This is a genomic window from Streptomyces sp. SYP-A7185 (assembly GCF_046103685.1).
Taxonomy (GTDB): Bacteria; Actinomycetota; Actinomycetes; order Streptomycetales; family Streptomycetaceae; genus Streptomyces.
This window is the reverse complement of record NZ_CP122310.1, coordinates 4292095-4304338: the sequence shown is the minus strand read 5'-3', so window position 1 is coordinate 4304338 and position 12244 is coordinate 4292095. Positions and strand designations below refer to the sequence as shown.

General features: G+C 71.8%; 9 protein-coding genes. 6 read left to right on the top strand and 3 right to left on the bottom strand.

Features of this window, described 5'->3' with window-relative positions; translation table 11 throughout:
• The first annotated feature begins 87 nt into the window (after positions 1-87).
• Positions 88-1125 (top strand): DUF6528 family protein, encoded by a 1038-nt coding sequence (locus QBL25_RS18750; protein WP_409058188.1) that lies wholly within the window; start codon positions 88-90, stop codon positions 1123-1125.
• 19 nt (positions 1126-1144) lie between these two features.
• Here QBL25_RS18750 and QBL25_RS18745 read toward each other — a convergent pair whose 3' ends face one another.
• Positions 1145-1813 carry a MerR family transcriptional regulator gene (locus tag QBL25_RS18745; RefSeq protein ID WP_409058187.1) on the bottom strand — a complete coding sequence of 223 codons (669 nt, stop codon included), beginning with the start codon at positions 1811-1813 and terminating at the stop codon, positions 1145-1147.
• A 166-nt stretch (positions 1814-1979) separates the two neighbouring features.
• Here QBL25_RS18745 and QBL25_RS18740 point away from each other — a divergent pair, with 166 nt between their 5' ends.
• Genes QBL25_RS18740 through QBL25_RS18730 form a run of 3 tightly spaced genes read left to right on the top strand, consistent with a single transcriptional unit; the run spans position 1980 to position 5403 of the window.
• Positions 1980-3578 (top strand): flavin-containing monooxygenase, encoded by a 1599-nt coding sequence (locus QBL25_RS18740; RefSeq protein ID WP_409062699.1) that lies wholly within the window; start codon positions 1980-1982, stop codon positions 3576-3578.
• A complete protein-coding gene (locus tag QBL25_RS18735) occupies positions 3575-4528 on the top strand; it encodes an alpha/beta fold hydrolase (RefSeq protein WP_409058186.1) in 954 nt (317 codons plus the stop codon). Before QBL25_RS18740 ends, QBL25_RS18735 begins: the two co-directional genes overlap by 4 nt.
• Positions 4525-5403: an SDR family oxidoreductase gene (locus QBL25_RS18730; protein ID WP_409058185.1), complete on the top strand. Its 879-nt coding sequence runs from the start codon at positions 4525-4527 to the stop codon at positions 5401-5403. Before QBL25_RS18735 ends, QBL25_RS18730 begins: the two co-directional genes overlap by 4 nt.
• An 85-nt stretch (positions 5404-5488) precedes the next feature.
• Here QBL25_RS18730 and QBL25_RS18725 read toward each other — a convergent pair whose 3' ends face one another.
• Both QBL25_RS18725 and QBL25_RS18720 read right to left on the bottom strand, forming a co-directional pair.
• Complete coding sequence (locus QBL25_RS18725) at positions 5489-5695, bottom strand: hypothetical protein (protein WP_409058184.1); 207 nt, start codon at positions 5693-5695, stop codon at positions 5489-5491.
• 115 nt (positions 5696-5810) lie between these two features.
• Positions 5811-9089 (bottom strand): S41 family peptidase, encoded by a 3279-nt coding sequence (locus QBL25_RS18720; RefSeq protein WP_409058183.1) that lies wholly within the window; start codon positions 9087-9089, stop codon positions 5811-5813.
• A gap of 206 nt (positions 9090-9295) precedes the next feature.
• Here QBL25_RS18720 and QBL25_RS18715 point away from each other — a divergent pair, with 206 nt between their 5' ends.
• Both QBL25_RS18715 and QBL25_RS18710 read left to right on the top strand, forming a co-directional pair.
• Positions 9296-9886, top strand: a complete 591-nt coding sequence (locus QBL25_RS18715; RefSeq protein WP_409058182.1) for a TetR/AcrR family transcriptional regulator — start codon at positions 9296-9298, stop codon at positions 9884-9886.
• Positions 9887-9995: 109 nt separating this feature from the next.
• The gene (locus QBL25_RS18710) at positions 9996-12239 is read left to right on the top strand and encodes an MMPL family transporter (protein ID WP_409058181.1); all 2244 of its coding nucleotides are present in this window, start codon (positions 9996-9998) and stop codon (positions 12237-12239) included.
• Positions 12240-12244: the final 5 nt, after the last annotated feature.

Below are 12244 nucleotides of genomic sequence, written 5' to 3'. Positions count from 1 at the left end.
CGTACCTGACAATGTCTCAACTGCCAGCCGTGTGGGGGAGACTTCATGTCCGGTAAGTCGAGTGCGTCGAGACCGTCTCGTCGGGGTGTGCTGCTCGGAGCGCTGGGTGCGGGAATCGGCGCCGGACTGCCGCCGGCCGCCGCGGCGCCCGCGAGTGCCGCCGGTGCCGCGAGTGCCGCCGGTGCCGCTGGTGGCGGCGGAGACGTGCCGCGGGGCACGCCTCCCGTGCTCCTCACCGACCAGGCGACCCAGAAGATCCTCGTGCTCGACCCGCGCCGCCGGGTCTGGGACCCGCAGAACGACGCGTCCGTCGTGCGCTGGGAGTTCTCGCCGCTGCGGCAGCCGGGATACCGCGACCTGCGGCCGGAGGACAGCTGGGTGTATCCGAGCGAGTCGAAGGTGCGCCGGCACAAGGGGCGTACGTACGTCCTGACGACCGCGTCCTTCGGCTTCGTCGCGGTCGTCCACCACCCCTCCGGCCAGCGCTACTGGGGTACGGCGATCGGTCCGGGCGACGATCTCTTCAACCCCCACAGCGCGGAGATCCTGCCGGACGGCAACGTCGCGGTGGCGTGCAGCACGGGTGCGCAGGTCAGGCTGTATGCGGCCTCGCAGGGCCCGCGCGCCTCGCGGTACGCGGAGGCGGAGCTGAAGGGCGCGCACGGACTGCACTGGGACGGCGCCCGCGAGGTGCTGTGGGCCATCGGCGACGACGAGCTGGTCACGTACGAGGTGGGCGGCACCCGGGCCAGGCCCACGCTGACACGCCGGTCCTCGCTGGGGCTCCCGGTCGGGACGCCGGGCAAGACCCCCGGCGGGCACGACCTGTTCCCGGTGGCCGCGCGCCCCGGGCGGCTGTGGGTGACGACCAACGCCTCCGTCTTCCAGTACGACATCCGCGCCGAGTCCTTCGAGCGGGACTTCGCGGGGCACGAGGAGATCTCCCGCAAGTCGGTGAAGGCCGTGGGCGACGATCCGCGCACCGGCCAGGTCGTCTCCACCGTGCCGGAGGCCGGTCTGGAGGAGACCTGGTGGACGACCAGGGTGAGCGTGCACCGGCCCGCGGGGGAGTACGAGCTCGTCGACGGCGGGATCTACAAGGCCCGTTGGTTCCTGCCGCGCTGAGAGCGGCCGTCGGGTCCGGTCAGTCCTCGTCCGGCTTCTCGGCGGCCAGGCGGCGGTCCAGGGCCATCGACAGTTCCGCCTCCACCACGCTCTTCGCCAGGGGGCGCAGGCGCGCGACGTTGACGTCGCCCGACCCCGCCGGTGTGTGGGTGCGGATCATCGTGATGAACAACTCGGCCAGGACGTCCGCGTGTTCGCGCACGCGCTGGCCCGCCTCCAGGACCGCGGCCAGCGGGACGCCCTCGCGGACCAGGGCCGAGGAGACGTCCAGGAGGCGGCGGCTCACGTGGACGATGTCCTCGCCGTCCGTGCCGAGATAGCCGAGGTCCAGGGCCGCGGCGAGGTTCTCGGGGGTGACCTCGCCGGCGAAGCGGTCGGCCAGTTCCTCGGGGGTGAGGCGGACCGGGGTCTCCTCGGTGGGTTCGCCGATGCCGAGGAGTTCGCCGACGTCGCGGCCGTTCTCGAAGGCCTCCGCGAGTTCCGCGATGCCGCTCAGGGTGTGGCCGCGGTCCAGGAGCGCGGCGATCGTCCGGAGTCTGGCCAGGTGGTGGTCGTCGTACCAGGCGATGCGGCCCTCGCGCCTTGGCGGCGGGATCAGTCCGCGCTCCCGGTAGAAGCGCACGGTGCGCACCGTGATGCCGGCCGCCTCGGCCAGCTCCTCCATGCGGTACTCGCGTGTCTCTGCCACGGCAGCAGCCTATGTGCTGCCGGATCGCGCTGGTGTTCTAACGGTGGGGCCCTACCGGCGGTAACTCGATGCGCCAGACCCCTACCCATCAGTACGCGGCTGCTCTACTCTCCCAATTGCGCCAGTGGTCACTGGCAGAGTCGTGAGCAGTTCGGGAGGCGTCGGCATGGCCGAGGACGAGCGCCAGCGGGAGCGCGAGCAGGGGCGCGACCCGGGTCGCGCACACGAACACGTACGGGTGGCGGTGGTCGGGTCCGGCTTCGGCGGGCTCGGGGCCGCGGTCCGGCTGCGCCGCGAAGGCATCACGGACTTCGTCGTCCTGGAGCGGGCGAGCGCCGTGGGCGGCACCTGGCGGGACAACAGCTATCCGGGCTGCGCGTGCGACGTGCCCTCGCACCTGTACTCGTTCTCCTTCGCGCCCAACCCCGACTGGCCCCGCACCTTCTCGGGCCAGGAGAAGATCCAGGAGTACCTGGAGCAGCTCGCCGACACCTTCCGGCTGCGCCCGCACATCCGCCTCGACACCGAGGTGAAGCAGATGCGCTGGGACGCCGAGCAGCTGTGGTGGGAGGTCGAGACCAGCAACGGCACCCTCACCGCCGACGTCGTGGTCTCCGCCACCGGGCCGCTCTCCGACCCCAAGCTCCCGGACATCCCCGGCCTCGACACCTTCGATGGCAAGGTCTTCCACTCCGCGCGCTGGGACCACGACTACGACCTGCGCGGCAAGCGCGTCGCGATGATCGGCACCGGCGCCTCCGCCATCCAGATCGTGCCCGCGATCCAGCGCGAGGTCGGCAAGCTGACCCTCTTCCAGCGCACCCCGCCCTGGGTGATGCCGCGCATGGACCGCGCCATCAGCAGGGCCGAACGCTGGCTGCACCGCCGGCTGCCGTTCACCACCCAGGCGCGGCGCGGAATCCTGTGGGGCATCCGGGAGTTGCAGGTCCAGGCGTTCACCAAGCGGCCGAACGAACTCGGCCTGGTCGAGCAGCTCGCCAAGGGCAACATCGCCCGCGCCGTCAAGGACCGGGACCTGCGGGCCAAGCTGACGCCCTCGTACCGCATCGGGTGCAAGCGCATCCTGCTCTCCAACACCTACTATCCGGCGCTCGCGCAGCCGAACGTCGACGTCGTGGCCAGTGGGCTCAGCGAGGTGCGCGGGAACACCGTGGTCGCCGCCGACGGCACCGAGACCGAGGTCGACGCGATCATCTTCGGCACGGGATTCCACGTGACGGACATGCCGATCGCCCACCGCGTCGTCGGGCCCGACGGGGTGACGATGATGGAGACCTGGAAGGACGGCATGAAGTCGCTGCGCGGCGCGACCGCCGCCGGCTTCCCCAACTTCATGACGGTCATCGGCCCGAACACCGGACTCGGCAACTCCTCGATGATCCTGATGATCGAGTCCCAGCTGAACTACCTCGCCGACTACATGCGCCAGCTGGACGTCCTCGGCGGCCGGGCCGCGCTCGCCGTGCGCACCAACGCCGTGAACGCCTGGAACGACAAGGTGCAGGAGCGCATGAAGCGCACGGTGTGGAACACCGGCGGCTGCAACAGCTGGTACCTCGACGAGAACGGCGTGAACACCACGATCTGGCCGGGCACCACGAGCGAGTTCCGCGCCGCCACGCGCCACGTGGACCTCGCCGAGTACGAGGTGCTGCGGCTTCCCGGGCGGAAGGCCGCGGCGGCCGAGGCGGGCAAGGGCGCGTCGCGCCGGACGAAGACGAAGAAGGCCGAGGCAGCGGCATGAGCAGGCTGACGCATGTGACGACCGGACCGTTCGCGCCGCCCGCCGCCGGGCGGGAGCTGACCGTCGTGTCGGCGGACGGCGCGCGGCTGCACGCCGAGGTGCACGGCCCGCAGGGCGCGCCCGCGGTGGTGCTCGCCCACGGGTGGACGTGCTCGACCGCCTTCTGGGCTGCGCAGATACGCGACCTCGCGGCCGACCACCGGGTGATCGCGTACGACCAGCGGGGCCACGGGCGCAGTGCCGCGCCGGACGGCGTCGAGGGGTACAGCACGACCGCCCTCGCCGACGACCTCGAAGCGGTGCTCGCGGCGACGCTGGAGCCGGGGGAGCAGGCCGTGATCGCCGGGCACTCCATGGGCGGCATGACCATCATGGCGGCGAGTACGCGACCGGGGTTCCGGGAGCACGCGGCCGCCGCCCTGCTGTGCAGCACCGGGAGCGCGGGGCTCGTCGCCGCGTCGACCGTGGTGCCGCTGCGGGCCGGGCGGATCCGGACGCGGCTGACGCGCTCGGTGCTCGGGGCGAAGGCGCCGCTGGGTCCCGTCACGCCCATGGCCCGCCGGGTCCTCAAGTACGCCACGATGGGCCCGGGTTCGGCCCCGGAGCGGGTCGAGGTGTGCGCGCGGATCGTGCACGGCTGCCCGAGGGTGGTGCGCCACCGCTGGTCGCACGTCCTGGACGAGCTGGCGCTGGACGCGGGCGTCCTGGAGCTGACCGTGCCGACCGCGATCATCGCGGGCACCGCGGACCGGATGACACCCGTCCCGCTCGCGCGGCGCCTGGCCCAGATGCTGCCGGACTCGCTCGGCCTCACCGAGCTGCCCGGCATCGGCCACATGACGCCGGTCGAGGCGCCGGAGACGGTCACCGAGGGGATCAGGACCCTCGCGAAGAAGTACGTACGGGCCGGCGAACAGCGGGTTCAGGGGCTTGAGGGGAGCAGCGCATGAGCAAGGTCAGCCTTGAGGGTCAGGTCGCGGTCGTCACCGGGGCGGCGCGGGGCGTGGGGGAGTTGCTCGCGCGCAAGCTGTCGGCGCGGGGCGCGAAGATCGCGCTGGTCGGCCTGGAGCCGGACGAGCTGAAGCAGGTGGCCGGGCGGCTGCACACCGAGGCCGAGGCCTGGCACGCGGACGTCACGGACCATGTCGCGATGGCGCGGGTGGCCCAGGAGGTCAAGGCGCGGTTCGGCAAGGTCGACGTCGTCGTCGCCAACGCGGGCGTCGCCAACGGCGGCCCCTTCGTGGAGTCCGACCCCGAGGCGTGGCGCCGGGTGATCGAGGTCAACCTCATCGGCAGCGCGGTGACGGGCCGGGCGTTCCTGCCCGTCCTCATGGAGAGCCGGGGCTATCTCCTCCAGATCGCCTCGCTGGCGGCGATCACGCCGGCGCCGATGATGACGGCGTACTGCGCCTCGAAGTCGGGCGTCGAGGCGTACGCGCACTGCCTGCGGGCCGAGGTCGGCTACAAGGGCGTGAAGGTGGGCGTCGGATACCTGTCCTGGACGGACACGGACATGGTGCGGGGCGCTGACCAGGACGACGTGATGCGGGAGCTGCGGCAGCGGCTGCCGTGGCCGGCCGGCAAGACGTACCCGCTGGGTCCCGCCGTCGACCGGATCGTCGCCGGGATCGAGCGGCGCTCCAGCCACGTGTACGCGCAGTGGTGGCTGCGGGGGATGCAGGGCATCCGGGGGTACCTGCCGGGGATCATCGGCTCGGTCGGCCAGCGCGAGATGCGGCGGTTCGAACCCCGCTTGGGTTCGGTCTCCACCGGCCTCGTCGGAGCGGGCGGCTCCGCCGACGAACAGGCCCGGACGGGACGGTAGTTGCCTGCGGGCCGAAAAGGCGGCAGGCAAGCGCAGGGCCCACCCGGCGTCCGGGTGGGCCCTGCGGTCACAGCTCGGCGCAGCGTCAGGCGTCGTAGTCCTGGTTGAACTTGTCCTGCTGCTCCTGCGCCGCCTCCCGGGCCTGGTCCTGGCCCTGCGAGCCGCGCTCGCCCGCCTCGTCCCGCGCCTGCGAGGCACGCTCGCTCGCCTCGTCCTTCTCGCCGCCCATCGCGCCCTTCGCCTTGTCGGCGAGGTCGTTGGCCTTGTCCTGGAACTGGTCCTTGATGCCCATGCGGGTTCACTCCTAGAGGGTGAGGTTGGAGGGGCCTCGACCAGACTTACATGAGGGAAGAATCCCCGCATTTCGATCAATTACGGGCGGTGAGGGACCGCGCGGACCAGGCCCGTCACCCCCGTGGCGGCAGCTTCGGACGCCGCCGGTCGGGGACCTCGTCGAGCCCCGGCGGGACCGCCGCCGGCTGCCGTTCCAGGAGTTCGAGCGCCACCCCCACCGCGTCGTCGAGCTGGGCGTGCCGCCCCTCCGCCCAGTCCAGGGGCGTGCGCAGGACCTCCAGGTCCGGGGCCACGCCGTGGTTCTCCACGGACCAGCCGTACGCGTCGAACCAGGCCGCGTTCATCGGCACCGTGATGACCGTCCCGTCACCGAGCACGTGCCGCCCGGTCATCCCCACCACGCCGCCCCAGGTGCGCAGGCCCACCACGGGCCCGAGGCCGAGCAGCTTGAAGGCCGCCGTGATCATGTCGCCGTCCGACGACGTCGCCTCGTCGGCCAGGGCCACCACGGGCCCCCGGGGCGCGTTCGACGCGTACGACACCGGCTGGGCGTTCCGTGTCAGGTCCCAGCCGAGGATCTTCCGGGTCAGCTTCTCGACCACCAGCTCGCTGATGTGGCCGCCCGCGTTGCCGCGCACGTCCACGATCAGGGCGGGCCGCGAGACCTCAAGGCGCAGGTCCCGGTTGAACTGCGCCCACCCGGAGCCGCCCATGTCGGGGATGTGCAGGTAGCCGCACTTGCCGCCGCTCAACTCCCGTACGACGTCGCGTCGTTTCGCCACCCAGTCCTGGTAGCGCAGGGGGCGCTCGTTGACCAGGGGGACGATCGCCACCCGCCGCGCCCTGCCCTCGCCCTCCGCCGGCTGGAACGTCAGCTCCACCGTCGTGCCGCCGGCCGCCGCCAGCAGCGGGAAGGGGCCGGCCACCGGGTCCACCGGGCGGCCGTCGATGTGGGTGAGGACCGCCCCCTCGCGGATGCCCGCGCCCGCGAGCGGCGAGCGCGCCTTGGAGTCGGAGGAGTCACCGGGCAGGATCCGCTTGATCGTCCAACTGCCGTCCCGGCAGACCAGGTTCGCGCCGAGCAGCCCCATGGCCCGCTGGTAGTGCGGCGGCCCTTCGTTGCGGCGGGCGGCGGTCACATAGGCGTGGGAGGTGCCCAGTTCGCCCAGGACCTCGCGGAGCAGGTCGGCGAACTCGTCCGGGGAGGCCACCCGCTCCACCAGCGGCCGGTACTGGTCCAGGATCGCGGGCCAGTCGATGCCGCACATGTGCGGCTCCCAGAAGTAGGCCCGGATGAGGCGGCCCGCCTCGTCGTAGGACTGGCGCCACTCGGCCGCCGGGTCGACCTCGTGCAGGATGCGGCGCAGGTCGATCCAGACGGTCGTGTCGCCGTCGCCGGTCTCCGTCGACGGCACCGCGCGCAGCTCGCCCTCGTCGACCACCACGAGCCGCGAGCCGTCGCCGCTGAGCGCGAACCAGTCGAGGTGGTCGACCAGTTCGGACTTCTTGCCCTTGGCGATGTTGAAGTACTCCAGGGTGGGGCGCCCCGAGGTGTCCGCCGGGTTGGCGAACGTCTCGCCGAGCGCGCCCGAGATCGGCCACCGCATCCAGACCAGGCCGCCGCCGCTGACGGGGTGGAGGGCGGAGTACTTGGACGCCGAGACCGGGAACGGCGTCACCCGGCTCTCCAGGCCCTCCACCTCCACGGTGACGGAACCGTCCTGGGGCCCGGTGTCGGCCGGTTCGAGCCCGCCCGCCGCCGGGCGCCCGTCGGGGGAGAGGGCGAAGGGGGACGGGGTCGCCGACGACAGGGGCACCAGATAGGGGCGGCAGCCCAGCGGGAACGACAGGTCGCCGGTGTGCACGTCGTAGACGGGGTCGAAGCCGCGCCAGGACAGGAAGGCCAGATAGCGGCCGTCGCGGGTGAAGACCGGGTTCTCGTCCTCGAAGCGGCCGTTGGTGACGTCGACGATGATGCGGCGGCCGGGCCCCTCGATGCGGGCCATCTTGATCTGCCGCAGGGAGCGCCCGATGCCCGGGTGCGACCAGGTCAGCCACGCCCCGTCCGGGGAGAACGCCAGGTCCCGCACCGGCCCGTTGACGGACCGGATCAGCTCGGTCACCTCGCCGTCGGACTCCTCGGTCGCGTCGATGAGCAGCAGCCGCCCGTCGTTGGACGCGATCGCGAGCCGTTCGCCCTCGGGGTCGGAGAGCAGTTCGAGGACCCGGCCCAGCTGCCCCTGCGCCAGCCTGCGCGGCGCGCGGTCGCCGCTGGCACGCGGCAGATAGGCGATCTCGACGGCGTCCTCGCCCTCCGCGTCGGTGACGTAGGCGACCTGCCCGCCCTTGCCGAGCATCTCCGGGAGCCGCACGCGCACGCCCGGGGTGTCCGAGAGGGTGCGGGCGGGCCCGTCCCGGTGCGTGAGCCAGTACAGGCTGCCGCGTACGACGACGGCGCTGGCCCGGCCCGTCGTGTCCACGGAGAGCGAGTCGACGTGCTGCGCGGCCGGCACCTGGTAGATCCGCCGCCCGGCGCGCGGCCCGCCCAGGCGCACGTCGAGCCGGCGCGGCACGGCATCGGCGGACAGGTCGTCGACCAGCCAGACGTCGCCCGCGCACTGGTAGACGACGCGGGTGCCGTCGCTGGAGGCGTGCCGGGCGTAGAAGGCGTCGTGGTCGGTGTGCCGGCGCAGGTCGGAGCCGTCCGGCAGGCAGGAGTAGAGGTTGCCGACGCCTTCGTGGTCGGAGAGGAAGGCGATGCGGCCGTCCACGAACATCGGGGCGTCCAGATGGCCGTCGAGGCCGGGCAGGAGCTGCTCGCCGTGCAGCCACAGGCGGCCCGTGGCCCCGCCCCGGTAGCGCTTCCAGGCGGCGGGCTCGTGCGGCGGCTTCCCGGTCAGCAGGAGCGTCTTGCGCTCGCCGTCGATGTCGTTGACCGCGATGTCGTAGACCGGCCCCCAGGGCAGCTTGCCGCCGGGTGATCCGTCGGTCGGCACGCTGTAGGCCCAGCAGAAGTACGAGAAGGGCTGGCCGTGCGAGGAGACGGCCAGGATGTCGCCGTCGGGGGACCAGCCGCAGACCCGGGTGTCCGTGCTCCCCCAGTAGGTGAGGCGCCGGGCGGGACCGCCGTCGACCGGGGCGAGATGGATCTCCGGGTCGAGGCTGCGCCAGGTCGTGTACGCGATCTGCCGGCCGTCCGGCGAGAAGCGCGGATGGCTCACCTTGGTCCGGTCGACGGTCACCCGCCAGGCGCGGCCCGCCGGGGCGCCGTCCGGGCTCAGCGGTGCCACCCAGAGATCGTCCTCGGCCGCGAAACAGAGACGGTCGCCGCTGAGGTGCGGAAATCGCAGGTAGGCGTGGTCAGCATGGGCTTCATCGCGCGCGTCGGTCACTTCACCATGCTTTTCCGGTGCGCAGGGCCCGGCAACTCGTACAAGGACCCGGAAACGTACGCGGAGGGGCGGACGGGGGTGCGCGGGCGCCGGGGTGACCGGTCCGCACGCGCGTGATGCAGCACACGTACGAAACGGTTTCGTTTCGTTAAGCGCGCGGGTACAGTCATGGCGTACGGAACACTCGACGAGGGAGCGGAGGGATCATGGCTGAGGCGGCAACGGCGCGGCGCAGCCGGATCACGCCCGAGCGTGAGGCCGAGCTCTACGCGGCCGTGCTCGACCTGCTCCGCGAGGTCGGGTACGAGGCGCTCACGATGGACGCCATCGCGTCCCGCACGAAATCCAGCAAGGCCACCCTCTACCGCCAGTGGGGGAGCAAGCCCGAGCTGATCGCCAGGGCGCTGCGGCACAACAAGCCGGGGTCCATCGAGGACATCGACACCGGATCCCTGCGCGGCGACCTTCTGGCGAGCGCCGACCGTTCGGACGACTGTCAGATGGAGCGGGACGCCGCGCTGATGCGGAGCCTGTTCCACGTCATCCACGAGAACCCCGAACTCCACCAGGCGCTGCGGCAGCTGCTCATCGAGCCGGAGATCACCGGCCTGAACGCCCTGTTGCGCAGGGCCGTGGAGCGGGGCGAAGTGGCCCCGGACAACCCCGCCCTCGGGTACGTCATCCACATGATGGTCGGCGGCTTCGTCGCCCGTGACCTGATCGAGGACCGCACGGTCGACCGCGCGTTCCTCCGTTCCTACATCGACGCCGTGATCCTCCCCGCTCTCGGCGTCTGACCACCCCGCACGAAAACCCACCCTTTTCCACCTGACGCGAACCGCTCACGTCGTCGGGCTGATCCCCCCTGCCCCGTAGACACCACGACCTGACCGGGAGTACGCCCTCGTGGCCACTTTCCTCTACAAACTAGGCCGACTCGCCTTCAGGCGGCGGCACTTCGTCGCCCTCATCTGGGTCGCCCTCCTGACCCTCGCCGGAGTCGGTGCCGCGTCCGCGCCCACCGCCGCCTCCAGCTCCTTCTCCATACCGGGGACGGAGGCCCAGAAGGCCTTCGACCTGCTCGAAGAGCGGGTGCCCGAGGCCAGCGCCGACGGCGCGACCGCCCGGGTCGTCTTCAAGGCGCCGGACGGCGAGAAGGTCACGGACGCCGGCAACAAGGCCGAGATCGAGAAGACCGTCTCCGCCCTCAAGTCCGGTTCGGACGAGGTGGCGCGGGCGGACAGCCCCTTCCGCTCCAAGACGGTCAGCAAGGACGGCTCCACGGCGTACGCGTCGGTCTCGTACAAGGTCACCTCGATGGAGCTGACCGAGGAGAGCCGGGACGCGCTGGAGAAGACGACCGAAGAGGCGCGGGATTCCGGGCTCACGGTCGAGGTGGGCGGTGACGCGCTCCAGGCGATGCCCGAGACCGGGGCGACCGAGGTCATCGGCATCGCGGTCGCGGCCGTCGTCCTCGTCATCACCTTCGGCTCGCTGATCGCGGCGGGGCTTCCGCTGCTCACCGCGCTGATCGGCGTCGGCATCGGCGTCTCCACGATCACCGCGCTCGCCAGCGCGCTCGACCTGGGCACGACGACCTCCACGCTGGCCATGATGATCGGCCTCGCGGTCGGCATCGACTACGCGCTGTTCATCGTCTCCCGCTACCGCGGCGAACTCGCCGACGGACGGGACCGCGAGGAGGCGGCGGGCCGTGCCGTGGGGACCGCCGGTTCGGCCGTGGTCTTCGCCGGGCTCACCGTGGTCATCGCGCTGGTCGGCCTCGCCGTGGTGAACATCCCGATGCTCACCAAGATGGGCTTCGCGGCGGCCGGCACGGTGGTCATCGCCGTGCTCATCGCGCTCACCCTGATCCCGGCGCTGCTCGGGTACGCGGGCAAGAAGGTCAAGCCCACGGGTGAGAAGAGCAAGGTGCTCGGCGGCGGCAGGAAGGCGAAGGCCGCCGGTGCCGCGGACGCGGCGCCGAAGGACAACCTCGGCACGCGCTGGGCCCGCTTCGTGACCCGCCGCCCGCTGACCGTCCTCTTGATCGGCGTCATCGGTCTGGGCGCCGCCGCGCTGCCCGTGTCCTCCCTTGAGCTGGGGCTGCCGGACGACGGCTCGCAGCCGACGTCCACGACCCAGCGCAAGGCGTACGACCTGGTCTCCGACGGATTCGGGCCCGGCTTCAACGGGCCGCTGATGACGGTCGCCGACCTCAAGGGGAGCGAGGATCCGAAGGCCGCCGCCGGTCAGATCAGCAAGACGATCTCCGGGCTCGACGACGTCCTCTCGGTCGCCCCGCCGATGATCAACAAGGCGGGCGACACGGCGATCATCAGCGTCGTCCCGTCGTCCAAGCCCAGCGGCATCGAGACCGAGAACCTCGTGCACGCGATCCGTGACGCGGGCGCCGACATCACGTCCGACACGGGCGCGAGCGTCATGGTCACCGGCTCGACGGCCATGAACATCGACGTCTCCGAGAAGCTGAACGACGCGCTGCTGCCCTACCTGGCGCTCGTCGTCGGCCTCGCCTTCCTCCTCCTGATCGTCGTCTTCCGCTCGATCCTGGTCCCGCTCAAGGCGGCCCTCGGCTTCCTGCTCTCGGTCCTCGCGGCCCTGGGCGCGGTCGTCGCGGTGTTCCAGTGGGGCTGGCTCGGCTCGCTCTTCGGCGTCGAGCAGACCGGCCCGATCATGAGCATGATGCCGATCTTCATGGTGGGCGTGGTCTTCGGTCTCGCGATGGACTACGAGGTCTTCCTCGTGACCCGCATGCGCGAGGCGTACGTCCACGGGGAGCGCCCCGGCCAGGCGATCGTGACCGGCTTCCGGCACGGCGCCCGGGTGGTCTCGGCAGCCGCCGTGATCATGATCGCCGTCTTCGCGGGCTTCATCGGCTCCAGCGAGCAGATGGTGAAGATGATCGGCTTCGGTCTGGCGATCGCGGTCTTCTTCGATGCGTTCGTCGTGCGGATGGCGCTGGTGCCCGCGGTGCTGGCACTGCTGGGCAAGCGGGCGTGGTGGCTGCCGCGCTGGCTGGACCGCGCGCTGCCGAACGTGGACATCGAGGGCGAGGGCCTGCGGACGGCGGAAGAGAAGGAAGCGGCCCGCAACAGCGACGAGGACCGGGAGCCGGTCCGGGTCTGAACGTG

Bases quoted from the DNA above. Each gene is read 5' to 3' on its own strand.
- QBL25_RS18740 (WP_409062699.1), top strand. From the start codon at position 1,980: ATGGCCGAGGACGAGCGCCAGCGGGAGCGCGAGCAGGGGCGCGACCCG.
- QBL25_RS18735 (WP_409058186.1), top strand. From the start codon at position 3,575: ATGAGCAGGCTGACGCATGTGACGACCGGACCGTTCGCGCCGCCCGCC.
- QBL25_RS18730 (WP_409058185.1), top strand. From the start codon at position 4,525: ATGAGCAAGGTCAGCCTTGAGGGTCAGGTCGCGGTCGTCACCGGGGCG.
- QBL25_RS18725 (WP_409058184.1), bottom strand. From the start codon at position 5,695: ATGGGCATCAAGGACCAGTTCCAGGACAAGGCCAACGACCTCGCCGAC.
- QBL25_RS18715 (WP_409058182.1), top strand. From the start codon at position 9,296: ATGGCTGAGGCGGCAACGGCGCGGCGCAGCCGGATCACGCCCGAGCGT.